The sequence below is a fragment of the Priestia megaterium genome (assembly GCF_009497655.1).
Taxonomy (GTDB): domain Bacteria; phylum Bacillota; class Bacilli; order Bacillales; family Bacillaceae_H; genus Priestia; species Priestia zanthoxyli.
Window position 1 is genome coordinate 524,387 of record NZ_CP023317.1, and the last position, 24,662, is coordinate 549,048.

The window sequence follows — 24,662 nt, forward strand, 5'->3', positions numbered from 1 at the left end:
GAGTATGTTAAAAATTGGACAATATACATTTAATTCACGTTTATTATTAGGAACAGGGAAATTTCCGGACTTTACGACTCAGCGTCAAGCGGTAGAAGAGTCGGAAACAGAAATTTTAACATTTGCTGTTAGACGAATGGATATTTTTGATCAAAATCAGCCTAATTTATTAGAAGCACTTGATGTGAAGCGTTTCACTCTTTTGCCTAACACTGCTGGAGCAAAAAATGCAGAAGAGGCCGTACGTATTGCTAAATTAGCAAAGGCTTCTGGACTTTGTGACATGGTGAAAGTAGAAGTAATTGGATGTGATAAGACGCTGCTTCCTGATCCAGTTGAAACATTAAAAGCTAGTGAAGAACTGTTAAAAGAGGGCTTTACCGTTTTACCTTACACATCAGATGATGTTTTACTTGCGCGTCGTTTAGAGGAGTTAGGCGTACATGCCATTATGCCAGGAGCGTCGCCTATCGGTTCAGGTCAAGGTATTATTAATCCGTTGAACATGCGTTTTATCATTGAACAATCAACCGTTCCAGTAATTGTAGATGCAGGTATTGGAACGGCTTCAGACGCAGCTCAAGCTATGGAGCTAGGAGCAGATGGTGTGTTATTAAATACAGCTGTTTCAGGAGCAAAAGATCCTGTGAAAATGGCTCGTGCTATGAAGCTAGCGATTGAGGCAGGAAGAGCAGCATTTGAAGCAGGACGTATTGAAAAGAAACAATATGCAACGGCAAGCAGTCCAACAGAAGGGATGAGTATCGGTTGATTAATCGTTATTCCCGCCAAGAATTGTTTCAACCTATTGGAAAAGGCGGACAGCAGCAAATTCAAGAAAAGCATGTTCTGATTGTAGGAGCAGGTGCTCTTGGAACAGGGAACGCCGAGGCCCTTGCACGAGCGGGAGTAAAGAAAATAACGCTCATTGACCGCGATTATGTAGAGTGGAGTAACCTTCAGCGTCAGCAATTGTATAGTGAAAAAGATGCTGATAAAAGAATCCCAAAAGCAGTTGCCGCTAAAAAAAGGCTTCACGATATTAATCATGATGTAAAAGTAGAAGCCCACGTAGCGGACGGTACCCCTCAAGTTTTAGAACAGCTTGTTGAGGGGGTAGATGTTATGATTGATGCAACCGATAATTTTGACACACGCCTTGTAATGAATGATTTATCACAAAAATATGATATTCCTTGGATTTACGGAGCATGTGTAGGAAGTTACGGAATTAGTTATACTATCATACCAAGTGAAACACCGTGTTTATCCTGTTTGCTTGAATCTGTACCGCTTGGAGGGTTAACATGTGATACAGTGGGGATTATTAGTCCTGCTGTACAAATGGTAGTCGCTCATCAAGTAACAGAGGTGTTAAAAATATTAGTTGGAGACTGGAATGCGCTCAGGAGGGAACTTGTTTCGTTTGACGTATGGAAAAATGAGTATACGAGCATCAATGTGAACGTATTTCGCAAATCTGCTTGCCGCTCATGCGGCAGTGAACAAACGTATCCCTTTTTACAATATGAAAATCAAACGAAAACAGCTGTGCTATGCGGAAGAAACACGGTACAAATCCGTCCGGGCAAATCAGCCAAGCAGCCGCTGCAGTCTTTAGGTGAACGATTAAAAGAAAAAGGATATAAAATTGAACAAAATCCGTATCTGCTTTCTTTTTATGTAGATGATTACCGTTTAGTGATGTTTCAAGACGGGCGCGTCTTTGTCCATGGAACAAACGATATAGTAGAAGCAAAGTCACTTTATCATCGGTATATTGGGTAAGAAAGAGATGGAGGTTTCAAGCATGACAGTACCAAAAGCATTAACCATTGCTGGATCAGACAGCGGTGGAGGAGCAGGCATTCAAGCAGATTTAAAAACATTTCAAGAGCGTGACGTTTTTGGCATGTCTGTTATTACAGCTGTGACTGCACAAAATACAGTTGGCGTTCAAGGAGTTTATCCTTTAGAAGTAGAAGCAGTTGAAACGCAGTTAGATTCAATTGCGACTGACTTATTTCCTAATGCAGTGAAGACAGGTATGTTGTTCAGTGCTGATATTATTTACGCAGTGGCTCGTAAAATCAAACAGCACGGACTGCAAAATGTTGTAGTTGATCCCGTTATGATTGCAAAAGGCGGTCAATCTCTTCTTCAAAGAGAAGCTATACAGGCTCTAAAAGAATTATTGCCCCTTTGTGAAGTCATTACGCCGAACATACCGGAGGCGGAAGTCATCACGGGGAAAGAAATTCACACGATTGAAGACAGAAAAGAAGCGGCAAAACAGATGCATGAGCTAGGTGTAAAGCACGTGGTAATTAAAGGCGGACATGACCAATCTCATCAGGATATGATTGATCTAGTGTATGATGGTCATACGTATGTTGAAATCAAGCATGAAAAGATGAATACAAAGCATACACACGGGACGGGATGCACGTTTGCTGCTTGCGTCACGGCTGAACTAGCGAAAGGCAAAAGCGTAGTTGAAGCAGTTCAAACCGCTTCGGATTTTGTTCACTATGCGATTAAGCATACGCTTGAACTTGGTTCGGGACACGGTCCTACTAATCATTGGGCGTATAGAAAATACTTTCGTTCAAATATATAAAAAAACGTGCCTACAATCTAGGCACGTTTTTTATGAAGAAGGAATATGTGTCGGAATTTCTCCATCGATGCCTAAATAATAATGTCTAATGGGCTTTAAATTATCATCAAGCTCATACACAAGCGGTACGCTTGTGGGAATATTCAAGTTCGCAATGCCATCAGGTGAAATGTTATCCAAATACTGCATCAGAGCTCTAATCGTATTACCGTGAGCGGAAATAATAACCTTTTTGCCAGCTTTAATAGAAGGAGCAATAGTTTTGTTCCAATATTCTAGAACCCGCTTTTCTGTATCGGCTAAGTTTTCCGTTACAGGAAATTGTCCCTTGGCTAATTCCTTATACTTAGGGTTGGAAGCTTCATAGCGAATATCTGTTGTCTCTAAAGCAGGAGGGCGTTCGTCCATCGACCTTCTCCACAAATGCACCTGCTCTTCTCCAAATTTTTTTGCGGTTTCTTCTTTGTTCAAACCTTGAAGAGCCCCGTAGTGTCGTTCATTCAGTCTCCAAGATTTATATACAGGAATCCACATGAAGTCCATTTGATGTAAGACAATCCATAGAGTACGAATGGATCGTTTTAAAACAGAAGTATAGGCGATATCAAAAGCATATTCGTTTTTTTTTAGCACTTTTCCGGCTTCTCGCGCTTCTTGCAATCCATTTTTAGAAAGGTCTACATCCGTCCAGCCTGTAAATTTATTTTCAAGGTTCCATACGCTTTGTCCATGCCTAATCAACACAAGTTTTATCATCATGTTCTCCTTTCAACAGTGACTAAGGACTCTATTCTTTTTTATTATGAGAAGGAAAGTGTTTTTTATCCTAAAGCCGGGGAAAGGAGTTTTTAACATTTAGAAAAAGTGATGCTGAAAAGTAAAGCTTTAACTTTTTTACGCATATGATAAAAATAAAAAAGGGAAGGGAAGATAGTGGATGAGTGACCAAGAACGTCAGATTCAAGCGCTGCACGGCCAGATTGAAGATTTAAAAGAAGAAATTTATCAGATGAAGCTTGATATTAGCACATTAGAGAAAGAAAAAGGAAAGCCTGTTTTGACACCGTCTCTCGTTGGTCAAATAGGAGGTTTTGTTCTAGGTGGATTAGCTATAATTGGTATTTTTTGGATGTAGAACTTTTCGTTTTGAAAACGAAAAGTTCTCCTGATTTTTCAATAAGCAATTCCAACGCGGCATTTTGGGAATTTTTGAGCCCATATTTCATGGTAGGTAAAGTGAGCGGTATCTCCCGTTGAAATTTTAACGGCATCTGCTGGCAAAATATCTTTTTCCACTCGGTATGTGCCTGTTACTTCACCATCAGGCAAGTAGGTTGGGCATATAACGGTCCAGTTTAGGTCACTTTCCTTCAAGTGTAAGTATCCTTTTAAATGATCTTCTGCTGCTCTGGTCGTTTTACGCTTCGATTCATTTGATTGAAAACGATACTTTTCCGGTTCTGTTCGTGACTGTAAAATACCTGCAGTTCCGATAGTAAGAATACGATGAACGCCGTAATGCTTCATGCTGTTTATAATAAGCGGAATACTTTTTGAAATGGTCTCTGCACCATCTGTATTTAACGCGCTGACTACGATATCTTGGTGCTTGAGGGCAAAGCTGATATTTTCTTGATCAAGGACATCGCCTTGTAAGATATGTAGGTTTGGATGACTAATCTTTAGCTTATTGCGGTCTCTAACAAGTACCGTAACGTCGTTTTCATCTTTTAGCATCATTTTTAATAAAGACTGTCCAACTCGTCCTGTTGAGCCTAATAGTAAAATTTTCATTGGTTGCACCCCTCTATAAAAGATAGTATCTATTCTTTAGAATATACAATTTGTATACTTATTCATAATAAAAAGCATGTGTAGCATAAAGTAATACAAAGTTGATGAAGAAAATATTCAACATCAAAAAAATTTGATATGATAAAAAGACAGAAAAATCAAAAAAATAGGAGAGTGAATGTCTTTTGGGAGACTTGCCTCTGAATCAAATGATGATATTAGTCGTTTTGCTTATGTTATCAGCTTTCTTTTCATCTGCTGAGACAGCCTTTTCAAGCGTAAATAAAATTCGTTTAAAACATTACGCTGAGAAAAAATATCGAGGAAGTAAAAAAGCGCTGCATATTGCTGAACACTTTGAGCAGACGCTATCGACAATTTTAGTAGGAAATGTTGTCGTAAACATTGCTGCGTCCTCTTTGGCAGCTAAAATTGCCCTCGATGTGTTTAAAGGAAACCTAGCACTTGTGATTAGTATCATCGTTATGACCATCATCATTTTGATTTTTGGTGAAGTCTTGCCGAAATCGTTAGCGAAAGAGCATGCCGAATCTTTTGCGCTGAGGATTTCTTCCTTGTTATTTCTTATTATTAAATTATTAACCCCGATTTCCTTCTTATTTTTACAGGTGAGAAAAGGAGCTTCTCACTTGTTAGCGTCTGCTCCTACACCAACGATTACAGAAGATGAAATTAAAGTGATGGTAGATTTAAGCGAAGAAGAAGGAACGATTAATAATATTGAAAAAGAGCTAGTTCATCGTTCACTCAATTTTAATGACATTGTGGTGGGGCAAATTTTAAAACCTAGAATAGATGTCACAGCGGTTGACGTAAATGCCGATATTGATTCGGTTTGTCAAATGTTTCTTGAAGAGAGATATTCGAGAGTCCCTGTATACGAAGATCATATTGATAACATTATTGGCATTTTATCAGAAAGAGAATTTTTAACCTGTTTAGTCCAAAGAAAAGAGATTTTTATTCGTGATTTGTTGAGACAACCTATTTTTGTAGTAGAATCCATGAAAATATCTGTACTATTGCCAGAGCTTCAAAAAAGTAAGGTGCACATGGCAATTGTAGTTGATGAGTTTGGTGGAACGGCCGGTCTTGTGACCTTAGAGGATATATTAGAAGAAATTGTGGGAGAGATTTGGGATGAACATGATGAAGCTGTTAAGTATGTACATCAGATAGGGGAAAAGGAGTACGAATTTAACGCAGACATCCCTATTGATGAATTTTTAACCTATGTAGCAGTTAGTTCTCCTGACAGTACGTGCCATACCTTAGGGGGATGGATATATGAGCAGTTTGATCATATTCCTGCTAAAGGAGACTTTTTCTCATATGAAGAGATATTGTTTACCATTAAGGAAGTAGAAAATCGACGCATTCGCAAAGTTTCCGTAAAATCATTTGCGAATAAGAATGAGGAAGCTGATTAAAAGAAATTAGAAAGCGCTCCAAGAGATCTTGGAGCGCTAAAGCCATAATATGAAATTAGTTAATATTAGTACTTGCCGCCTAAGTTTTGCTCAGCTAATTGTACTAAACGTTTTGTGATTTCGCCACCAACAGATCCGTTCGCACGAGCTGTTGCATCTGGTCCTAAGTTTACACCAAACTCACTAGCGATTTCGAACTTCATTTGATCGATAGCAGCTTGAGCACCAGGAGCTACTAACTTGTTTGATGAATTTCTGTTTGATGCGTTTTGATAATTTGCCATGTGTATTCATCTCCTCGTTAGATAAAATAGATTGTAATGGTTGAGTTAGCTGGAGTTGAACCAGCCGAGCAGATACATCGATTAGACCTGCTTGCCTACCGCGGCGTAACTCAATGTTTGCGAGCTGTTGTGCTCGGTTGTTACTAGTATTATGGCGAAAGGTAAAAAAACATATACATAGAAAATTATTGGTAATTTATAGAAATTTTTGTGTGGAGTTTGATAAAGAGTAAGAGAGTTTTATTCCGTGCATATTATAGGTACATATTGATCAGGTAAAGCGAGGTGTGCGGATGTCGATTTGTTCCTTATGTAATGGGTTTAGTGATGTACAAATGACGTGTAAAGCATGTGGAGAAGTGCTAGGGGATATGGGAAAAGTCAGCGATTATTTTGATGATTACAGTGCTTACATGGAAATCGATCAGTTAAAAGTAGAAAATGGGTATCCTAGTGATTTAGCAAATCACCAATGTATTCATCTCTTTTATTGCTCTACTTGTCACAGTGAGGAATTGAAGCAAATACAGGAATAAAAAAAGACCCCTAAGGGTCTTTTTTATTCGTGTTCAGCACGGATGCGCTGTTCAGATTCTGCATCAAAGAAATGTGCTTTGTTCATATCTAATGCTAAGTCTAGAGACTGAAGCGGTTTAATATCTGTTCTTGAATCTACGCGTGCTACAAAATCTTGTCCGCCAAGTTTAGAATAAAGCATGGTTTCAGCTCCCATTAACTCGGATACATCGACTTTAATGGTAACTTTTGTGCCGGGTGAAGATTCAATAAATACAGGCTCATCATGGAAATCTTCAGGACGGATGCCTAAAATAATTTGTTTATTTAAATATCCTTGCTCGCGAAGTATTTTCATTTTACCTTCCGGAACTGCAAGAAGAGAATCGCCTACTTGAACCTTTCCGTCTTTTAACGTTCCGGTTAAGAAGTTCATAGCAGGAGAACCAATAAACCCGCCTACAAATACATTTTCAGGTTTTTCATATACTTCTTTTGGTGTACCAACCTGCTGGATAATCCCATCTTTCATAACAACCAGACGAGAAGCCATTGTCATTGCTTCGGTTTGGTCATGTGTTACGTAAATTGTCGTTGTACCCAAACGCTGGTGAAGCTTCGCAATTTCAGAACGCATTTGCACACGTAATTTCGCGTCTAAGTTTGATAAAGGTTCGTCCATTAAGAAGACCTTAGCATCACGAACGATTGCACGACCTAGAGCTACACGCTGACGCTGTCCGCCGGATAATGCTTTTGGCTTGCGCTCTAAGTATTGCTCAAGTCCTAAAATACGAGCGGCATCTTTTACGCGGCGTTCGATTTCATCTTTTGGTAATTTACGAAGTTTTAAGCCGAAAGCCATGTTGTCATATACGCTCATATGCGGATACAATGCGTAGTTTTGGAATACCATTGCAATATCGCGATCTTTTGGAGCAACGTCATTTACACGCTTGCTGTCAATATAAAAATCACCTTTGGAAATTTCCTCTAGCCCTGCAACCATACGAAGCGTTGTCGATTTCCCGCAGCCTGAAGGCCCAACAAATACAATAAATTCTTTATCTTGAATGTGAAGGTTAAAATCTTTTACCGCCGTCACATCTTTATCATACATTTTATAAATATGTTCTAAACGTAATTCAGCCATTTCCATTTCCCCCTTGTATGTACTCTGTGAAACCGTTTTCTTAACTCTAGTGTAATTTTTTTTAATGAAACGGTAAATGGCAAACATGCACAAAAAAAAGAAAGAGTTTTCGTGCACTATTTACGAAAACCCTTTCATTTTATTTTTTATCCTGCGAATTTTTTAACGCAAGAATAGCTAAGTAAGCAGACACAGCTCCCGTGAAGTGTTTGATATCAAGGTGTGTGCGATCAATAAATTTCTCAATTCTATACTGCAAGCTGTTGCGATGCATGTACAATTTCTTAGCAGCAAGAGATACGTTTAAATTACATTCTAAATAAACTTTAATCGTTTCTAAAAGATCTCCATCATCTTTTACTAAGTCAAGTAAATGTATCATATGATTTTGGATTGCCTCTGAAGACTCTTGCAGAACCAAATGGGGTAAAACGTCGGTAAAATGGATAACATGGTTTTGTTCGACTGTATGCTTAATTTGATAAAACCATTTCTTTTCACGCTCAAAAATTAATCGCGGTGAAGACGGAAAAAAGTGAATTTGTCCTTCAAAGAACTGAATTGAAGTTTCAAAATCATGACATAGCACCTCGATAGAATCTGATAAATTTTCAGTTAAGTCATTAGGATCATCAAAGGTTTCGATAACGATACCTGATTGTTTATCAATCCACAACACAGTAATCGAGGTAGAATACAAGGCGTGAAGCGCATTTTCAAACTCTATTTTTTGTTCAAACAAACGTTTAATTAAAAACTGGGTAAAGCGAAAAGAATGGTGCGTATGATGAGAGTGAATGACTTTTTCAGGTGCTTTAAATAACAGGTTTGACCAATACAATTGTTCTGGCGTCAGGAAAGAAACTTCCTCATCATAAGGCGTTAAAAAAGCAGAAAGTAATGCCTGCTCTTTTTGAGACAAAGCCGTGTGTTCAATTCCAATGAAGCCTTCATCACATGAAAACCATTTGTATCGTTCAAATTGAGAAGGGATTTTAGCCTTAATCATTTTATCCCCAAATAGTGTGTGCAGCTGTTTCATCTGTGCTCGTTCCCTTCGGTGAAAGCTTACTATTCATAAACGTGAAAAAGCATAAGCTCATGAATATAATCAATTAATTGTGTTTCATCTATTTGATTAGAAAGCGCAGTTTTCCATACAATTTGTCCATCTTTTAAATAATCAGCCTCGTAATAAACCCGATTCATATAAAACGAGATGTGCCAGCCCGGCATTCGATTATTTTGATACAGTGGTTTAACCTGAAAATGTGCAACCATAAAGAAAATCTCCTTTCTCAAGTAGTTATTATAAGCTTACCATGAGAAAAGGAGATGAAAAATCATTTAATCTAAAAATTTTGTTAATTTGTAAAATATGTTGCATATGTGTTTAGCACCTTGCGTTTGAATGTCTGTTTCATCAAAAATCATCGGTTTTGCATTCACTTCAAACAGATAATAATGACCTTGGACTGACTTTGCCATATCAAGAGAAAATTCTTCAATGAGAGGGAAGGACTTTTGAAGGACTTGCCCGCACGTATTTACAAAAGACGAAAGAAAGGAAGTATCTACTTCATCTTCAAGATCTTGAGAAGGTGAAATGCTTCCGCCGTTTAACGTATGTGTTGTAATGGAGTGATAGGGACTATGTCGAATACCGACGCCGCTAATAACATACCGGCTATCTTTGTGATGCGCTAAAATACGTAAGTCATAGCGCCGGTCTTTGAATGGCTGCGTCTCAATTGCTTCTTGAATGAGATAAGCAGACCTGGGAAGGTCAATTGCTTGTAAAGAAGAAAATTCTTCTTTGCGTGTATGATCTTGATAAATAATCGTATGCTTATCGGAAGATAATCGGAAAATTCCAGCGCCTTTACTGCTGTTAATAGGCTTAAAATAAAGAGAAGAGTGTTTTTGCAGAAGCTTAGCAATATCAATTTCTGGTGTTAAACGATAGGTTTTAGGAAGGTGAGAAGATAATAGTGGATGTTTTGAAAATAACTGATACACTTTCCATTTTGAAAAAAAAGCGGAATTAAAAAGGGGGATGTGCCTGCTTTTTATTTTTTTGTGTAAAGATTTCAGCTTTTTGGTTTCTGATTTTCTTCCTGGATAACGATTATATATAACGTTTGGCAGCGGCAAAGTTGTTTTGATCCACTGCTTTTTTGCCCCGTCAAAGCAATACCCTTCAAAGAAGTGATGAGACATTGTTTCTTCAGCGAATAAAGCAAGAAGCCCGCCTTTCTCTTGCAGGGTATGATGTAAGAGTTCTAATAAAGGACGCTGTTTTACATTCAGTTTTTCCAAAACAGCTTTGTTCGTTAAAACTCCCACAATAGGACCTGCTTTTTCTCCTTTTAAACGAAGAAAAGCTTGAGTAGGAGAAATGCTTTGAGTAAAGGGAAGTTCAATTTCTTGAACTCCCCATGTGTAAGATGCTGAAGGATTATTATGAAACCACTGCTGCTTTTCTTTGTGATAGTAAATTGTAATCATATGCTGATGCCTTCAGGTGTATTTAGATAGTATCCAGATAAGTAAATCGCATATTCTAGAGAAAGTTTTCTAGTTTGTTGATCTGCTTTTCGTAAGGCAGGGTGTGAAAAAATAGAGCGACCGGGCTTAGAGTTAGCTTCAAACAGCCACACGTTTCCTTGATAATCCACTCCAAAATCGAATCCAAGCTCTCCAATTAATCCGTTCAACTCCTGTTCAAGTATATGACTAATTGAGATAGCGGCATCTTTTAGCTTATTTTCAATTTCTTTTTTGTAAGAAGGGTTAGTGAATATTTTGGCTGTAGCTTCAATTTCTCCGCCGTAATCAAGATGCGTAGTGATGCTGTTGGGACCGGCTACTTTAGCAGCTAGAGCAGTAAGCACCCATTGGTTATTCCCGTCTTTATTCGTATGCACGCGAAAGTCTACACAGCGCTTTTCTTTTTTGATTAATGAAATACCTTGCTGAGCAATGTATGAAGGATTAGTAAGTAAATATTCAAATTCTGATAATAGTTCCTCCAAGGTTTCTTTTTCTTGAACATGAAGACCTTTTTCTCCTTTGTAAGTCAGCGTGTACATGGAATCCTTAAAAGATAGGGTATAAATGCCGCGGCCTAAGCTTCCGTTTTTCGGCTTTAAATAAACGGTTTGATGAAGAAGCAGAAGTTTTTTTATTTGCTCACACGAAGGACTTTCAACCGTGTAAGGTAACAAATAGGCTGTCTGCTCGTTCAGTTTTAAAAGCTCATGAATTTCCCACTTGTTGAAAAAATCAGGATTAAAAAATGGAATGCCGTAATCAGTCATCATCTTTTCTTTAATGAACTTAAAAGGAGCTAACCCCTCTGTTTTTCGATTTGGCAAACGGTTATATACAACGTTAGGAAGCGGGACTTCATGCTGTGTCCAGCCGCTTTCTTCGTAAAAATAGCCGTTTATGGTCCCGGTTTCCCAGTTGATATGATGAGTTCCAAAAATAAAAGGAAGTCCCCCTGTTATACTTGCAGTAGAAAGAAGTTTAGCTAAGTGAAGGGAACGCTTTCCAATTGGCCGCAGCAGAGAACCAGTAAAACCAGCTGATAACACACCAATTAAAGGTCCTAAGTGAATGGTCTCATTCACAATAATAGGGTGCATCATATGAGCGAAAGGAATTTGCAGTTTTGTCATTAGCTCAGCTGAAATCTGAATTTCTTCACATTCTGAAGATTGTATAAGGCATGGAGCTGTCATTGTTCCAAAAGCTGCTTGTTTCAAGGAGTCTTTGTAAAGAGATGCAGGAACAGAAAGATCGCATCCTAGCTGCTCTACTACAACAAGGCGAGTAAGAGTTTTTTTCATAGCATTACTCCTTACGATACGATAGTGTGTTAGCTAAATAGATGCAGTAAGACAGGACATTTTTATACATGACTTCTTTTTGTTCAGGAGCTGTCTCCATTACGATTTTTCTTCCTGGTTTCGAATTTAAATCTAGAATCCAGATGCTGAAGTCTCTCGAGATACATAAATCAATACCTAATTCAAAAAGAGAAGGAAAATGATTTTCCAGCACGGACGGAATCGTTTTACAAATGGTGTTGATTTCATCCATTACATATTGACGGTGAACGCGAGGGATGCGAGGCAGCAAGTTCTCAAAAGGTACAATAGAGGCTCCTGAACTTACATTTGTTACGATGGAGTCTCGTTCACCTTGTCTAATTCCTCTTCCAATTTCTTTCCAAGCACCATCGTTTCCTTTTTGTAATAGCAGTCTTATATCAAAAGGAGTGCGCTCATAAGGGAAAAATGAAATATGGGGCTGAGCAATATACAATACATCACGGGTCGTTTTCGTAAACCAGTTCTTAAACTCCTGAAAAGAGGAAAATAGAATGGTGTTTACAATGTCATTTTGTTGATAAGAAGCTTCAATTTCACGTCCACGCTGTCTTAATTTCACAATTCCTTTACCTTGTGAACCGTTGGCAGGCTTAATCATTAGGCTATCATTTGTTCGAAGCAGCTGAACAAGCTGCTCTACACTTTCGATTGGAGTGGTAGGAGGAATATATGAAGATAAATAGCTATCTTTTTTAATGGCTTCATAGACATCTAGCTTATTGGGCAATCCATGGCCTAAAAATGTAACATCTTCCCGCTGTTTAAGCCAGTTTACAATAGGGCGAGCCTTATTAGACAGCGAGTCTTTTCGATAAAAGCAGCGATCGTAAATAAACGAAGGAAGTAAAAAGGAATCTTCTATCCATTTCTTTTGTTGTAAATCGTAGCGGAAGCCTTCAATATTTTCGGTGTTAGGATGAATGTTAAAAGGAGTAAAACGGTATATTTCAATTGAAAACTCAGAAGCATGTTTAGCAATTTCGGTCACATACTCCACTTCTTGCTGTGGGTGAATCGTTAAAAAGCCTAATGAAATCATCGTAAATCCTCCTTGGCAAATTGAAAATTCGTTGCATGCAGACAATAATCAAGCAGTGCTTTTGTTGAGGGACGAACAGAGGAAGCGCTTGAATCTAATTGTTTGGAAGGTTTGACATTTACTTCAATAATCCAAGGCTTTCCTTCTTGATCAATCGCTAAATCAATACCAAATTCTGCATAAAGTTCAGACGGGTGAGAAAGCTGTGTGCAAATTTCAATCGCAATCTCTTTTAAAAGTGAAAGGATATGGCGCGTCGTTTTTGAATCATAGAGCTGAGTTAAAACTTGCTGAGGAGGATGAATATCCCCTCCACGAGCAAGATTTGAGACGAAATTGCCGGGTTTTGATACACGCGTGACAATGGACGTGATTTTCCACGTCAAGTCGTCTTTTTTATGACAGAGAATGCGGAAATCAAAAGGGCACTGTTTGTATGTCTGCAGTGAAATTCCTTCTTGGATGAGAAATCCTTGCCTTTTTAATTGACTATAAAGCGTTTCAAATAAGTCATAGAGAGATTCATATTCTTTTTCATACGTCTGTGTAAACGTTGTATAGTCTAAAATATACTTCTCTTTCTTTGAAATTTTAAAAATATTTTTTCCTTGGCTACCATGAACAGGCTTCAGAAAAACATCGTCATGAAGTTCCAAAGCGTCAAGAAGATCTTGACGTGAACGAAGCTGATACGTTTTTGGCAAATATGGAAGCAAGTGTACAACATCTTTAAGCTGTTGAAAAACCGTCCATTTATTTAAGTAGCGTGCGTTAAAGAAAGGAACGTCATGCTCTTTCAAAAATGTTTTAAAGGTTTGAAAATCAGCGCTTTGCTCGGTTTTCCTGGCATGAATCCGGTTGTGTACGATTCCCGGAAAGGGAACGTCTGAATAAACCCATCGATCACCGCGATAAACATATCCTTTAGGGGACAATGACTTCACGTCGCTCAATTTGCTCACATAGCAAAAACACCCTAACTCCTTGCAAGCTTGAACAAATTCCTTACAAAATACAGAAATGGAGCCAAAGGGTTCTTCATCTTCTCGAACTTCTGTTACGATGCTAATCACGGGTCCCATCCTAAACGTGTTCTCTTCGTAAATGCCTCTCAGCTGATGCGTTTCATACGGAAAGCAAAAGTCTGCAAATAGAGCTTCCGACATCATGAAGCAGCATTCTCGATGCTGAAAAACAGTGGCTTTGACTTCTTTCGTGATGGAGCCTACTGTTAACGTAAACTCGTGCTTGCATTTCACACGTGAGAACAGAGCAGAACTAATGTAAATGTCGTCGCTCATATGGTTCTCTAGTGGTTTTAGAGAAATGGTAAAAGTATTCATAAACGAATCCTCTTTTTCTTTCCTTTAGTAGGCGAATGCTGATATATACTATGAGGAATTAGCCCAATCTGTGAAGAGAATTTATCGTTTTCTGAGAAAATAAAGGTCTTAAGCTGAATTTTATATAATAATTTGTTATAGTTAGGGAAGTCAAGAAATTATAGAACTGAATTAGGAGGAACTTAACGTGTCTGTAAACTTACATGATGTAGCAAATGATTTAGAAAAAGCAATTCGTCAAAGCGACGATTACACAAACTTAAAAAACTTATATGCAGCAGTAAACGCTGATCAAGGTTCAAAACAATTATTTGAGCGTTTCCGTACAATGCAAATGGAGCTGCAACAAAAGCAAATGATGGGCCAAGAGATCACTGAAGAAGAAGTTCAGCAAGCTCAACAAACAGTTGCAATCGTTCAACAAGATCAAAATATCGCGAAGCTAATGGAAGCTGAGCAACGTATGAGCATGGTAATTGGTGAATTAAACAAAATTATCATGAAGCCACTTGAAGAACTTTACGGTGCGGCTGAATAAGAGATAGAGAAAAGAGGAAAAGAGAAATCTTTTCCTCTTTTTTTATGCGGAAATTCCTTCTAATTGTGCAGTTCTGCTCATAAGCTTAGTAACAAGGCTACACATGCCGACTATCATGAAAAGGTCATTTATAACCGTATCCTAACGGATTAGACATCTATGAAAGAAGGGGTTCTCATATGGCTTATCGATTGCTAGCGTTGAATATTGATGGAACCATTTTAAATAGCCAAGGGCGCGTTACAAAAGAAACGAAAGACGCAATTCAATTTGTGAAAAATAAAGGGGTTTACGTTACATTAGTAACAAACAGGCATTTTCCGTCTGCTAAAAAAATTGCTCGATCGCTTAAAGTTCATCCAGCAATGCTCATTACTCATAGCGGTGCCTTTATCGGAACATCGATAGACAAACCGATACTAGATAAGAGAATTAGCGAGGAAAAAACATTTAATCTCATTCAGCTTTTTGAAAATTTTAATTGTCATGTCCGCATTTTGCATGAAAGGTTTTCAATTGGAAATCGTGTAAAGCTTCCTAATAATATTGTAGCTAAAAGCGTGTTAAAAACGGGAGAACCGCTCTTTTATCCCGTGCAGTTCGTAGATTCATTAGGAGATACGCTTCGTGATGAACCTGTTTCTACTCCAAAAATAGAAGTGTATTTTGCAGATCGTAGAGAAAAAGAATACGCTGAGCAAACAATTGCCAGTGCAGTTCCGGATATTGAATGGTTTTCGTATCCAAATGAAAATAGATGCTATATTACGCCAAAAGGAGCCACAAAAGCTGCCGGCGTTCGTTATGTAGCAAATCGTCTAGGGATACCGATGGAAGACGTAGTAGCCATTGGAAATTGCTATGATGATGTAGAAACGATTGAACACGCGGGAATGGGTGTGGCCATGGGTAATTCACCAACGGAATTAAAAATGCTTGCGGATTGGGTTACTCGTTCTAATAATGAAAATGGTGTAGCATATATGGTGAAAGAATTATTTAGAAAGCAGCAGCGTCTTGGTTATCTTCATCAAATTGACAGCTTTCGTTTAAAATAAATAAAAGTATGTTAGTTGAAGGGAAATCCGAACGAAGAATCCAACTCGTTCGGATTTTTTTCATTGGTAGGATAAACGTCAGCTTCACGTATGTAGCTGTTTCTAACTGTTGATTGAAGGGCAAGGCGAAGACTCCTGCGTAAATCAACAGAAGTGTAACAAGCAATTCATATGAGCTTATTTGTCCCATTTGTTCGTCTGTAGGTTGAATTAATGTAATTATGGTTCAATTTCTTTTTCCGTTTGTTTCCTGTCCGCATATTCCCTTGAGCTGAGCACCTTGACCGGACATACGTAGGTTTTGTAAACTGATTACTTAGATAGAATTGATTTGAAAGGTGATTATATTGAACATTTATATAAAAGGTATAGAAGATGAGCGTTTTTTACGTCCGCTTCACCGAATTTCAGATTTGTTTTTTGAAGAAAGCAACGTCTCCTTTGAGGATGATAACGAAGCTCAGCTGAAGGTCGAAGTAGAGCTAAAAGTTCATGAAGAAATTTATGCGAAAGCAGTGCTGCATGATGCTGCAACGGACAAGGTGTTTACAGAAGAGCTTTCTAAATCGTTTACGCCATATGAAACAGAAAAAGAAAAATTTAAGCAAATAAAAAATGTGGTGCTTCGCGTCTACTTATCTGTGTTACAGGAGTATACAAACATTGTTCAAAAATGGGGTATTTTAACCGGTATACGTCCAACGAAGTTGCTTCATATGAAACTGCAGTCAGGCAAAAGTAAAGAACAAGCACATCGTGAGCTAAAGGAAGAATATTTAATCACTAATGACAAAATTAATTTAATGCAGCATATTGTGGATCGTCAACTAGCAGCTATTCCCGATTTACATGAGTTAAAGAACGAGGTAAGCATTTATATAGGCATTCCGTTTTGTCCGACGAAGTGTGCATACTGTACATTCCCAGCCTATGCGATTAACGGACGTCAAGGATCCGTTACGTCATTTTTAGGCGGCTTGCATTATGAGATGCGTGAAGTAGGGAAATGGTTAAAAGACAATGACGTCAAGATTACAACCGTCTATTATGGCGGAGGCACACCAACGAGCATTACCGCTGAAGAAATGGACATGCTGTATGAAGAGATGTATGAATCGTTCCCTGATGTACAAAATATCCGTGAAATTACGGTAGAAGCAGGAAGACCCGATACGATTACGGAAGAAAAGCTAGCTGTTTTGAACAAATGGAATATTGACCGGATTAGTGTAAATCCGCAGTCTTATATTCAAGAAACCTTAAAAGCTATTGGACGTCATCATACAGTTGAAGAAACGATTGATAAATTTCATCTTTCTCGAAAAATGGGGATGAATAACATTAACATGGACTTAATTATTGGGCTTCCAAATGAAGGTGTAGAAGAATTTCAGCATACGCTAGACGAATCTAAAAAATTGCTTCCTGAATCTTTAACTGTTCATACGCTATCGTTTAAACGCGCGTCTGAAATGACTCAAAATAAAAGGAAATACAAAGTAGCAGATCGCTATGAAATTGGTAAAATGATGGATTTAGCGACTGAGTGGACTCAAGAACAAGGATATGAACCTTATTATTTATATCGCCAAAAAAATATTTTAGGTAATTTAGAGAACGTTGGATATTCATTCCCTGGTCAAGAGAGCCTGTACAATATTATGATCATGGAAGAAAAGCAGACGATTATTGGCCTTGGGTGCGGGGCATCCAGTAAGTTCGTGCATCCAGAAACAGGCATTATTACAAGGTTTGCGAATCCAAAAGACCCAAAATCGTACAACGATGGATTCGAGCACTATACGCAAGAGAAACTCAAGATTTTAGATGAATTGTTTAGGAAATAAAAAGGTCACTTTTTAGTGATCTTTTTTATTTTCAGCAGGGAAATGTCGGAATCTGTTGAATATATAAGAAAGTTGTAAGCGTTTTCTTATTATGACGATGCGAGGTGCCGCTTAATGATGAATGTACAGTTAACCGTACCATCTATGATGGAAAGAGCTGAAAAGCTGTTTGGTAAAAAAGAAGTGGTTTCTAAATCTTCAAAAGGGATTCAACGTTTAACTTATAATCAGTTAATAAAACGGACTCGGCAGCTCTCTAGTATGCTAGAACGAATTGGAGTGAAGCGAGGAGAAAGAGTCGGAACGTTTGCATGGAATCATCATAGACATCTAGAGGCTTATTTTGCTGTACCGGGAATAGGCGCTGTGCTTCACACAATTAATATCCGGTTAGATTCTGAGCAAATTGTATACATCATTAACCATGCACGCGATAAAGTCATTTTACTTGATGAATGCTTTTTACCTTTATTTGAAAGCATTCATCAAAGGCTTCCACATGTTGAAGCCTATATCCTTATGTCAGATGAAGGTGAGCTGCCAGAAACAGAGTTGCCAGTGTATCATTACGAAAATTGGATTCAGCAAGGGGATGCATCGCATTCCTTTGTTCAAGATTTAAGCGAAGAAGAACCAGCAGGCCTTTGTTATACCTCTGCTACTACAGGAGAGCCAAAGGGCGTTGTATATTCTCATCGCGCTATTTATTTACACTGTATGGCGCTAGGACTTGCTGATAGTGCTGGATTATCAGAAGGTGATACCGCTATGCCTATCGTTCCAATGTTTCATGTAAATGCATGGGGAATTCCTTTTGCTGCGGTCTGGTTTGGGACAAAGCTCGTGCTGCCGGGCGCTTTTTGTACCTCAGAGACGATTGCCTCTCTCATTGAACAAGAGAGAGTAACTCTTGCTGCAGCAGTACCTACCGTTTGGTTAAATTTTTTACAAGAGTTAGAAAAAAAGCCTTACGCAGTTGATAGTTTGCGGGCTATTTTATGCGGCGGATCAGCGGCCCCAAAAAGCGTCATTCGAGAATTTCAGGAAAAATATCAAATTGAATTTATGCATGCATACGGAATGACGGAAACAAGCCCTGTTGTAACCGTCTCCCGCTTAAAAAGCTATCAGTACAGCGAAGACCCTGAGTATCAGCTCAGCGTAAAAGCGAAGCAAGGTTTCTTAGTTCCTGGCGTTGAAATGAAAGTAATAGGTCAAAATGGAGAAGTTGCTTGGGATGGAGTGGAAATGGGTGAGCTATTACTAAAGGGGCCATGGGTAGCTTCTGAATATTACAAGGATAAAAGAACAGAAGATACGTTTAAAGACGGCTGGCTGTATACGGGAGATATTGTGACGGTTGACGAAGAGGGAACGATCAAAATTGTAGACCGAACAAAAGATTTAATTAAAAGCGGAGGAGAATGGATTTCATCGGTTGATCTAGAAAACGCGCTGATTGCCCATGAATCTGTTTTCGAAGCCTGTGTCATAGCAGTCCCTCATAAGGTGTGGCAAGAGCGTCCAGTTGCTTGTGTCGTGTTAAAAGATGCATATAAAGGTGTCGTTTCGTCAGAAGAGCTGCTCAAATTTTTAGCGCCGCAGTTCACAAAATGGTGGCTTCCAGATGACATTTTATTTATGGATGAAATCCCAAAGACAACGGTCGGAAAGTTTTTAAAACGTACGCTTCGTGAACAAGTCCTCAATCATTATCAGAAAGGGTGAGTAAATATGACCGTCGAATTAAAAGTAGTAGAACTAGTTTTGCAAGAACGTGTCGCCACAATATCGTTTAACAGGCCGGATGCGTTAAATGCATTAAACGAAGAAGTGCTAGAGCAGTTTATTCAATGTTTAAAAGTTGTCGAAGAAAGTGAAGTGGACTTCTTAGTAGTAAAAGGAAACGGAAAAGTGTTTTCAGCAGGGGGAGATATTAATATGATGATGTCACCTTCACAATCAGAACGTTTTGAGCAGGTGATGGATTTAATTAATGAAGCCGTGCTGACTTTATACAGCCTGCCTCAAATGACGATAAGTGTACTGCACGGTGCGGCAGCAGGGCTAGGGCTCAGCATTGCGCTTGCTTCTGATTATATTATTGCAGAAAGACACACGAAAATTGCGATGAACTTTATCGGCATTGCTCTAATTCCAGACGGAGGCGGTCACTTTTTACTAGAAAAGCGCATCGGTTCTCATCGTGCGAAACAGCTGATTTGGGAAGGAAAGACATTAAAAGCAGAGGAAGCTCATCAATTTGGCATAATTGATGAAATAAAAGAAGGAGATTTGGCGAAGCGTGTAGAAGATTATCTCTCATATTGGCTAAAAAAACCTTCACGTGCTTTGAAGGAAACAAAGCGAATTTATGTGGAGACATCTATTTCACAATTAAAGCAAGTGCTTGCGCTTGAGAAAAGAAGTCAGTTTGCTATGAGCCAAAGTTCGGATCATAAGGAAGGTGTACGTGCGTTTCTGGAAAAGCGAGCGCCTGTTTTTAATCAAAGTGAAAAAGATATTTCCGAAAATTAAGTGAACTAGTTTAAAAGCCAATATTTTTGTCTATCATATTGATAGAGCATGTTTAAAAGTTGCAAAACAGTGGTAACACAAGATAATGTAGAAACTAATGAGGTGATTGGAAATGAACAAAACAGATTTAGTAAACGCAGTGGCAACAAAATCAGAGTTAACAAAAGCAGATGCATCTAAAGCAGTTGACGCATTACTAGAAACAATTTCATCAACGCTAGGTGAAGGTGAAAAAATTCAGTTAATCGGCTTCGGTACATTTGAAGTACGCGAGCGTGCTGCTCGTACAGGCCGTAACCCTCAAACGGGTGAAGAAATGCAAATTCCAGCATCAAAAGTACCGGCATTTAAAGCTGGTAAAGAACTAAAAGAAGCTGTAAAGTAATATAAAACGCCGGAAAGCTAAACCTTTCCGGCGTTTTGTATTAACGATGAAATAATACAAGTTTTCCGCTAGAGCTAACGCATCGATGTGTTTTTTCTAAGTAGGCAAGCTCTTCTAACTTTTTGGTGCCGATCGTCTTTGCTTCTGTTTCAGAAGCTGCTTCGAAGCTTTCATCTATTAATTTTTCTCCAGTCTTTTCAAAAGCGGTTAATGTATAAGTACTCATAAAATCTACTCTCCTCTTATAGTATAATTGTAAGCGTATTCAACATATTTCTCGTCTTATTCCTCTAAATCCTGCTAAGGTTTACAGATATCATTTTTTTCCATACAATAAACATAGGTTTATTTACAAAGGAGGAATTAAATGTCTCTTTCTATCCGTGAAGTTTCAAAAAGGTACGGTGAATTTACAGCTGTAAATGAACTATCCTTGCAAATTCCAAAGGGTGAAGTGTTTGGTTTTTTAGGTGCAAACGGTGCTGGCAAAACAACGACGTTTCGAATGATTTTAGGGCTCATTGAACCAACCTCAGGTCACATCCAATGGAATGATAAATCTTTAACTTACAGTAGAAGCCATCTAGTTGGTTACCTTCCAGAAGAAAGGGGATTATATCCGAAATTAAAAGTCAAAGATCAGCTTGTTTATCTAGGACGGCTGCGCGGGATGAAAAAAGCTAACGTGCTGCAAGAAATGGAGCGCTGGTTATCTCGATTTAATATTCCTCAATATGCTTCAAAAAAAGTAGAAGAGCTATCCAAAGGAAACCAGCAAAAAATTCAATTTATCGCTTCCGTTATTCATCGTCCCGAGCTGCTTATTTTAGATGAACCTTTTAGCGGCTTGGATCCTGTAAACGTAGAGGTACTAAAAGAAGCGGTACTTGATTTGAAAAAACGCGGGACGACGATTGTTTTTTCAAGTCATCGAATGGAACATGTGGAAGAACTTTGTGAATATTTATGTATTATGCATCATGGTACGCCTGTTGTATATGGAAGACTGCCGGAGATCAAGCGTTCATTTGGCAAGAAAAACGTCATTATACATGGGAAAGGTCCGTTTGAGAGAATTACGGAGCTTGAAGGTGTTGTAAAGGTGAAAAAAACGGTTGAAGGCATGATTGTTCAAATTCAGCATGAATCCGTATCGCAACTCATTTTTCAAGAACTTAAACATTTTTCATTTGTATCTAAATTTGCAGTGGAAGAGCCTTCATTAAATGATATTTTCATTGAAAAGGTAGGTGCTTCCTATGAATAAATTTTGGGTCATCGTTTTTCATACATATCTTAATAAATTAAAAACAAAATCTTTTATTATTACGACGATTATTACTGCTCTTATTCTAGTTGCTCTTACAAATATGGAGAAAATTATCGACGTTTTTAATTCAGACGATAATGGCACAAATGTGGGTGTCATCTATGAAGTGGAAAGCGTATATACGTTGTTCAAACAAAATGTAAATGCTATGGATTCAGACATTCATTTAAAAGAATTTACGTCTGAGTCTAAGGCAAAGCAAGCGGTAAAAAGCGGGCAGCTCGATAGCTATTTACTTTTATCTTTAAACGATAAGCAGCTGCCTCAAGCTGTGTACAAAGCTAACTCTTTGGCCGAATCAAATCTTTCGTCTACCTTAGAACAGGCGGTACAGCAAACAAAAGTGGCTATGGCTACAGTGAAAATTGGTTTAGAAGAAAAGCAAATTGATCAGCTTTACAGCCCTGTTTCATTTGAAAAAGAAGCGTTAGTTGAAAATGCCAAAACAGAACAAGAGCTAAATCAAGCAAGAGGTCTTGTGTATGTTCTGCTGTTTGTTATTTATTTTGCCGTTATCATGTATGGGAGCATGATTGCGATGGAAGTAGCTACTGAAAAATCATCCCGCGTTATGGAGATCCTTGTATCGAGCGTATCACCTATTACACAAATGTTTGCTAAAATTATTGGAATTGCACTGCTCAGCTTAACACAGCTTGCAGTGATACTGAGCGTGGGCTACACATCGTTAAAAGCCAGTGTGGAAACAAATCATAACGGCATCTTTTCTTATCTCGGATTTAATGATGTTCCGCTGACTACATTCGTGTATGCATTTGTCTTTTTCATATTAGGGTACTTTCTTTTTGCTACGCTCGCGGCTTTTTTAGGTTCTCTTGTGAGCCGTATTGAAGATGTACAGCAAATGATTACGCCCATGACCCTTGTGATTGTGGCCGCTTTTTTAATTGCTATGTTTGGACTTGGTGATCCTGAAACCACAATCATTACGGTCACATCTTTTATCCCGTTTTTTGCTCCGATGATTATGTTTTTGCGTGTAGGTATGTTAAATGTTCCTATGTGGGAAGTGAGTGTATCGATAGGGATTTTGATTGTGACGATTACTGCTTTAGCTATATTTGGTGCCCGTGTGTATAAAGGAGGAGTCCTTATGTATGGTCAATCTACCTCTTTTAAAGATATTAAAAAGGCGCTGCAGTTAACGAAAAAAGAAACATAAAGAAGTGAGAGGCTGAGACAAAAGTAGATTAGTTGAAGGGAGGTCCGGACGAACAATCTAGATTCTTGATGGAGAATCCAACTCGTCCGGATTTTTTTATTGGTATGGTGACCATAGTTTGCATGTATGTAGTTGTTTCTAGCTGTGTATTGGAGAGCAAGACGAAGACTCCTGCGGAGAAAGCGGAAGCGACGAGGAGGCTCAGCGGCTGCCGGAAAGAGAAGTCTTGCACGGAAATCAACAGCGGTGCCTCAAGCGATTCATACTCGCTCCTTTATCCAATCTGTTTGTCTTTAGATTGTATTGATTTTGTTGTGTCATAATCTCATCTCTTATGAAAAAGCGTCTACCCGTGCATTCGGTGCCAAGCGATGGTAAAATGAAATGTAAAGAGCTGTAAATAAGCGGACGAAGCGATAAGAGCTTTGCTATCAAATACATAGAATGAAGTGGTAAGGAGGAAAAGGGCATGACAAAAGGAATTGCTCAATACGAAGTAGGAGAGCAAGTTGATCTTTATTTTTTAATTAAATCCTCAACGAGAGGAATTGCAAGCAATGGAAAACCATTTTTAACGGTAATCCTACAGGATAAAACAGGTGATATTGAAGCCAAGCTGTGGGATGCATCCCCAGATGACGAGGAAAATTATGCTGCTCAAAAGATTGTGCGAGCTGCTGGAGAAGTAATGAATTACCGCGGGCGCAACCAGCTGAAAATACGCAACATTCGTCCTGCACAGCCCCAAGACGGAGTGCGCACATCTGACTTTTTAGAAGTGGCGCCTTTATCTCAAGAAGAAATGGTGGAACATATTACAAAGAGTATATTTGAAATGAAAAATTCAAATGTCCAGCGCATTACTCGCCATTTGTTTAAAAAATATCAAACGGAATTTTTAGAATATCCGGCAGCAACTAAAAATCACCATGAGTTTGTATCGGGGCTTGCCTACCATGTGGTGTCTATGCTGAAGCTGGCTGAGTCATTTTCAACCCTTTATCCAAGCTTAAACCGCGACTTGCTGTACGCTGGAGTTATTCTTCATGACCTTGGCAAAGTATTTGAACTTTCAGGTCCTGTTTCGACGATATACACAGTCGAAGGGAACTTGCTTGGCCATATCTCGATTATGGTGAATGAAATTGGAAAAGCGGCGGAAGAATTAGCGATTGAAGGAGAAGAGGTCATGCTTCTTCAGCACCTTGTATTATCGCATCACGGTAAGGAAGAGTGGGGAAGTCCGAAAAAGCCGTTAATTAAAGAGGCTGAGATGCTTCATTTGATTGACAATGTAGACGCTAAAATGAATATGCTGGACCGAGCATTAACAAAAGTGAAGCCTGGTGAATTTACAGAGCGTATTTTTGCACTTGATAATCGTTCATTTTATAAACCAACGATTGATTAAAAAGGTATAAGTCTTTCTTCCTTCGCATATAGTGGTTGTAAATAACTGTGATGGGGGATCAATATATGGTGACACTACCAATTTGGATTTATTTAGTTGTAGCAGGCATTTTCTTTAGTGGATTTATGGCAATTCGTGCTGCACAACATGATAAGCAAGTGGATGATTCGTTTATTGAAAAAGAGGGACAAGTCTTCATCGAAAGAATGCAAGTGGAAAAAGAAAGACGCAACAGCGATTCTATCTGATTATATAAAAGAGCCTGTCACATGA

Annotated in this window: 27 protein-coding genes and 1 tRNA gene; 16 read left to right on the plus strand and 12 right to left on the minus strand. The window is 38.6% G+C overall.

Translation table 11 applies throughout. The features are described from left to right. Positions 1-4 precede the first annotated feature (4 nt). From CEQ83_RS02780 to thiD, 3 genes are read left to right on the plus strand one after another with little or no spacing between them, the layout of a single operon-like run. Positions 5-772 (plus strand): thiazole synthase, encoded by a 768-nt coding sequence (locus CEQ83_RS02780; RefSeq protein ID WP_013055283.1) that lies wholly within the window; start codon positions 5-7, stop codon positions 770-772. Beyond that, positions 769-1,788, plus strand: a complete 1,020-nt coding sequence (locus tag CEQ83_RS02785; protein WP_028412576.1) for a thiazole biosynthesis adenylyltransferase ThiF — start codon at positions 769-771, stop codon at positions 1,786-1,788. The genes CEQ83_RS02780 and CEQ83_RS02785 overlap by 4 nt, the downstream gene beginning before the upstream one ends. A 22-nt stretch (positions 1,789-1,810) precedes the next feature. Next, complete coding sequence (gene thiD / locus CEQ83_RS02790; RefSeq protein ID WP_028412575.1) at positions 1,811-2,620, plus strand: bifunctional hydroxymethylpyrimidine kinase/phosphomethylpyrimidine kinase; 810 nt, start codon at positions 1,811-1,813, stop codon at positions 2,618-2,620. A gap of 30 nt (positions 2,621-2,650) precedes the next feature. On the opposite strand, the gene gpmA is transcribed toward thiD, so the two are convergent. After that, positions 2,651-3,376, minus strand: coding sequence for a 2,3-diphosphoglycerate-dependent phosphoglycerate mutase (gpmA, locus tag CEQ83_RS02795; RefSeq protein WP_028412574.1), 726 nt, complete (start codon positions 3,374-3,376; stop codon positions 2,651-2,653). A 181-nt stretch (positions 3,377-3,557) separates the two neighbouring features. Here gpmA and CEQ83_RS02800 point away from each other — a divergent pair, with 181 nt between their 5' ends. Next, positions 3,558-3,755, plus strand: a complete 198-nt coding sequence (locus CEQ83_RS02800) for a hypothetical protein (protein ID WP_098999426.1) — start codon at positions 3,558-3,560, stop codon at positions 3,753-3,755. 38 nt (positions 3,756-3,793) lie between these two features. Here CEQ83_RS02800 and CEQ83_RS02805 read toward each other — a convergent pair whose 3' ends face one another. Further along, positions 3,794-4,414: an NAD(P)-dependent oxidoreductase gene (locus CEQ83_RS02805; protein ID WP_028412573.1), complete on the minus strand. Its 621-nt coding sequence runs from the start codon at positions 4,412-4,414 to the stop codon at positions 3,794-3,796. A 185-nt stretch (positions 4,415-4,599) separates the two neighbouring features. Between CEQ83_RS02805 and CEQ83_RS02810 the strand changes: the two genes are divergently transcribed. Further along, positions 4,600-5,865: a hemolysin family protein gene (locus CEQ83_RS02810; RefSeq protein WP_108674383.1), complete on the plus strand. Its 1,266-nt coding sequence runs from the start codon at positions 4,600-4,602 to the stop codon at positions 5,863-5,865. Positions 5,866-5,930: 65 nt separating this feature from the next. On the opposite strand, the gene CEQ83_RS02815 is transcribed toward CEQ83_RS02810, so the two are convergent. Next, entirely contained in the window at positions 5,931-6,149 is a 219-nt protein-coding gene (locus tag CEQ83_RS02815) for an alpha/beta-type small acid-soluble spore protein (protein WP_013055290.1), read from the minus strand. A gap of 37 nt (positions 6,150-6,186) precedes the next feature. Further along, positions 6,187-6,262: transfer RNA gene (locus CEQ83_RS02820), tRNA-OTHER, on the minus strand. A 180-nt stretch (positions 6,263-6,442) separates the two neighbouring features. On the opposite strand from CEQ83_RS02820, the gene CEQ83_RS02825 reads away from it, so the two are divergent. After that, on the plus strand, positions 6,443-6,685 hold the full coding sequence (locus CEQ83_RS02825) for a hypothetical protein (protein WP_034268022.1): 243 nt from the start codon (positions 6,443-6,445) through the stop codon (positions 6,683-6,685). Between the two features lie 23 nt (positions 6,686-6,708). On the opposite strand, the gene CEQ83_RS02830 is transcribed toward CEQ83_RS02825, so the two are convergent. From CEQ83_RS02830 to CEQ83_RS02860, 7 genes are all read right to left on the minus strand, one after another. After that, a complete protein-coding gene (locus CEQ83_RS02830) occupies positions 6,709-7,818 on the minus strand; it encodes an ABC transporter ATP-binding protein (RefSeq protein WP_025752961.1) in 1,110 nt (369 codons plus the stop codon). A 139-nt stretch (positions 7,819-7,957) separates the two neighbouring features. Next, positions 7,958-8,860, minus strand: a complete 903-nt coding sequence (locus tag CEQ83_RS02835; protein WP_028412570.1) for a PucR family transcriptional regulator — start codon at positions 8,858-8,860, stop codon at positions 7,958-7,960. A gap of 29 nt (positions 8,861-8,889) precedes the next feature. Next, positions 8,890-9,099: a YheE family protein gene (locus CEQ83_RS02840; RefSeq protein ID WP_028412569.1), complete on the minus strand. Its 210-nt coding sequence runs from the start codon at positions 9,097-9,099 to the stop codon at positions 8,890-8,892. A gap of 66 nt (positions 9,100-9,165) precedes the next feature. After that, complete coding sequence (locus CEQ83_RS02845) at positions 9,166-10,326, minus strand: YheC/YheD family endospore coat-associated protein (protein WP_098112845.1); 1,161 nt, start codon at positions 10,324-10,326, stop codon at positions 9,166-9,168. Continuing rightward, the gene (locus CEQ83_RS02850) at positions 10,323-11,672 is read right to left on the minus strand and encodes a YheC/YheD family endospore coat-associated protein (RefSeq protein WP_047751686.1); all 1,350 of its coding nucleotides are present in this window, start codon (positions 11,670-11,672) and stop codon (positions 10,323-10,325) included. The genes CEQ83_RS02845 and CEQ83_RS02850 overlap by 4 nt, the downstream gene beginning before the upstream one ends. 4 nt (positions 11,673-11,676) lie before the next feature. Then, positions 11,677-12,756 carry a YheC/YheD family endospore coat-associated protein gene (locus tag CEQ83_RS02855; protein WP_028412566.1) on the minus strand — a complete coding sequence of 360 codons (1,080 nt, stop codon included), beginning with the start codon at positions 12,754-12,756 and terminating at the stop codon, positions 11,677-11,679. Then, entirely contained in the window at positions 12,753-14,099 is a 1,347-nt protein-coding gene (locus CEQ83_RS02860; protein WP_047751684.1) for a YheC/YheD family endospore coat-associated protein, read from the minus strand. Before CEQ83_RS02860 ends, CEQ83_RS02855 begins: the two co-directional genes overlap by 4 nt. 187 nt (positions 14,100-14,286) lie before the next feature. Between CEQ83_RS02860 and CEQ83_RS02865 the strand changes: the two genes are divergently transcribed. From CEQ83_RS02865 to CEQ83_RS02890, 6 genes are all read left to right on the plus strand, one after another. After that, complete coding sequence (locus CEQ83_RS02865) at positions 14,287-14,637, plus strand: YlbF/YmcA family competence regulator (protein ID WP_013055299.1); 351 nt, start codon at positions 14,287-14,289, stop codon at positions 14,635-14,637. Positions 14,638-14,816: 179 nt separating this feature from the next. Then, the gene (locus CEQ83_RS02870; RefSeq protein ID WP_028412564.1) at positions 14,817-15,695 is read left to right on the plus strand and encodes a Cof-type HAD-IIB family hydrolase; all 879 of its coding nucleotides are present in this window, start codon (positions 14,817-14,819) and stop codon (positions 15,693-15,695) included. Positions 15,696-16,039: 344 nt separating this feature from the next. Then, positions 16,040-17,542 carry a coproporphyrinogen III oxidase gene (locus tag CEQ83_RS02875; protein WP_176521409.1) on the plus strand — a complete coding sequence of 501 codons (1,503 nt, stop codon included), beginning with the start codon at positions 16,040-16,042 and terminating at the stop codon, positions 17,540-17,542. Positions 17,543-17,656: 114 nt separating this feature from the next. Continuing rightward, positions 17,657-19,270 carry a long-chain fatty acid--CoA ligase gene (locus CEQ83_RS02880; RefSeq protein ID WP_098112847.1) on the plus strand — a complete coding sequence of 538 codons (1,614 nt, stop codon included), beginning with the start codon at positions 17,657-17,659 and terminating at the stop codon, positions 19,268-19,270. Between the two features lie 6 nt (positions 19,271-19,276). Then, on the plus strand, positions 19,277-20,080 hold the full coding sequence (locus tag CEQ83_RS02885) for an enoyl-CoA hydratase (protein WP_028412561.1): 804 nt from the start codon (positions 19,277-19,279) through the stop codon (positions 20,078-20,080). A 112-nt stretch (positions 20,081-20,192) separates the two neighbouring features. Continuing rightward, a complete protein-coding gene (locus CEQ83_RS02890) occupies positions 20,193-20,465 on the plus strand; it encodes an HU family DNA-binding protein (protein WP_013055305.1) in 273 nt (90 codons plus the stop codon). 40 nt (positions 20,466-20,505) lie between these two features. Here the strand turns inward: CEQ83_RS02890 and CEQ83_RS02895 are convergent, their stop codons facing one another. Further along, entirely contained in the window at positions 20,506-20,691 is a 186-nt protein-coding gene (locus CEQ83_RS02895; RefSeq protein ID WP_028412560.1) for a YhzD family protein, read from the minus strand. A 141-nt stretch (positions 20,692-20,832) separates the two neighbouring features. Between CEQ83_RS02895 and CEQ83_RS02900 the strand changes: the two genes are divergently transcribed. From CEQ83_RS02900 to CEQ83_RS02915, 4 genes are all read left to right on the plus strand, one after another. Continuing rightward, the gene (locus tag CEQ83_RS02900; protein WP_028412559.1) at positions 20,833-21,732 is read left to right on the plus strand and encodes an ABC transporter ATP-binding protein; all 900 of its coding nucleotides are present in this window, start codon (positions 20,833-20,835) and stop codon (positions 21,730-21,732) included. Next, positions 21,725-22,978 carry an ABC transporter permease gene (locus tag CEQ83_RS02905; RefSeq protein ID WP_033580649.1) on the plus strand — a complete coding sequence of 418 codons (1,254 nt, stop codon included), beginning with the start codon at positions 21,725-21,727 and terminating at the stop codon, positions 22,976-22,978. Before CEQ83_RS02900 ends, CEQ83_RS02905 begins: the two co-directional genes overlap by 8 nt. A gap of 469 nt (positions 22,979-23,447) precedes the next feature. Then, positions 23,448-24,389 (plus strand): 3'-5' exoribonuclease YhaM, encoded by a 942-nt coding sequence (yhaM, locus tag CEQ83_RS02910; RefSeq protein ID WP_013055309.1) that lies wholly within the window; start codon positions 23,448-23,450, stop codon positions 24,387-24,389. Positions 24,390-24,454: 65 nt separating this feature from the next. Further along, the gene (locus CEQ83_RS02915; RefSeq protein WP_013055310.1) at positions 24,455-24,637 is read left to right on the plus strand and encodes a sporulation YhaL family protein; all 183 of its coding nucleotides are present in this window, start codon (positions 24,455-24,457) and stop codon (positions 24,635-24,637) included. Positions 24,638-24,662 lie beyond the last annotated feature (25 nt).

Coding starts and splice junctions, on each gene's coding strand:
- CEQ83_RS02780 (WP_013055283.1), top strand. CDS start 5: ATGTTAAAAATTGGACAATATACATTTAATTCACGTTTATTATTAGGA.
- thiD (WP_028412575.1), top strand. CDS start 1,811: ATGACAGTACCAAAAGCATTAACCATTGCTGGATCAGACAGCGGTGGA.
- gpmA (WP_028412574.1), bottom strand. CDS start 3,376: ATGATAAAACTTGTGTTGATTAGGCATGGACAAAGCGTATGGAACCTT.
- CEQ83_RS02800 (WP_098999426.1), top strand. CDS start 3,558: ATGAGTGACCAAGAACGTCAGATTCAAGCGCTGCACGGCCAGATTGAA.
- CEQ83_RS02805 (WP_028412573.1), bottom strand. CDS start 4,414: ATGAAAATTTTACTATTAGGCTCAACAGGACGAGTTGGACAGTCTTTA.
- CEQ83_RS02815 (WP_013055290.1), bottom strand. CDS start 6,149: ATGGCAAATTATCAAAACGCATCAAACAGAAATTCATCAAACAAGTTA.
- CEQ83_RS02825 (WP_034268022.1), top strand. CDS start 6,443: ATGTCGATTTGTTCCTTATGTAATGGGTTTAGTGATGTACAAATGACG.
- CEQ83_RS02830 (WP_025752961.1), bottom strand. CDS start 7,818: ATGGCTGAATTACGTTTAGAACATATTTATAAAATGTATGATAAAGAT.
- CEQ83_RS02835 (WP_028412570.1), bottom strand. CDS start 8,860: ATGAAACAGCTGCACACACTATTTGGGGATAAAATGATTAAGGCTAAA.
- CEQ83_RS02840 (WP_028412569.1), bottom strand. CDS start 9,099: ATGGTTGCACATTTTCAGGTTAAACCACTGTATCAAAATAATCGAATG.
- CEQ83_RS02845 (WP_098112845.1), bottom strand. CDS start 10,326: ATGATTACAATTTACTATCACAAAGAAAAGCAGCAGTGGTTTCATAAT.
- CEQ83_RS02850 (WP_047751686.1), bottom strand. CDS start 11,672: ATGAAAAAAACTCTTACTCGCCTTGTTGTAGTAGAGCAGCTAGGATGC.
- CEQ83_RS02855 (WP_028412566.1), bottom strand. CDS start 12,756: ATGATTTCATTAGGCTTTTTAACGATTCACCCACAGCAAGAAGTGGAG.
- CEQ83_RS02860 (WP_047751684.1), bottom strand. CDS start 14,099: ATGAATACTTTTACCATTTCTCTAAAACCACTAGAGAACCATATGAGC.
- CEQ83_RS02870 (WP_028412564.1), top strand. CDS start 14,817: ATGGCTTATCGATTGCTAGCGTTGAATATTGATGGAACCATTTTAAAT.
- CEQ83_RS02880 (WP_098112847.1), top strand. CDS start 17,657: ATGATGAATGTACAGTTAACCGTACCATCTATGATGGAAAGAGCTGAA.
- CEQ83_RS02885 (WP_028412561.1), top strand. CDS start 19,277: ATGACCGTCGAATTAAAAGTAGTAGAACTAGTTTTGCAAGAACGTGTC.
- CEQ83_RS02890 (WP_013055305.1), top strand. CDS start 20,193: ATGAACAAAACAGATTTAGTAAACGCAGTGGCAACAAAATCAGAGTTA.
- CEQ83_RS02895 (WP_028412560.1), bottom strand. CDS start 20,691: ATGAGTACTTATACATTAACCGCTTTTGAAAAGACTGGAGAAAAATTA.
- CEQ83_RS02900 (WP_028412559.1), top strand. CDS start 20,833: ATGTCTCTTTCTATCCGTGAAGTTTCAAAAAGGTACGGTGAATTTACA.
- CEQ83_RS02905 (WP_033580649.1), top strand. CDS start 21,725: ATGAATAAATTTTGGGTCATCGTTTTTCATACATATCTTAATAAATTA.
- yhaM (WP_013055309.1), top strand. CDS start 23,448: ATGACAAAAGGAATTGCTCAATACGAAGTAGGAGAGCAAGTTGATCTT.
- CEQ83_RS02915 (WP_013055310.1), top strand. CDS start 24,455: ATGGTGACACTACCAATTTGGATTTATTTAGTTGTAGCAGGCATTTTC.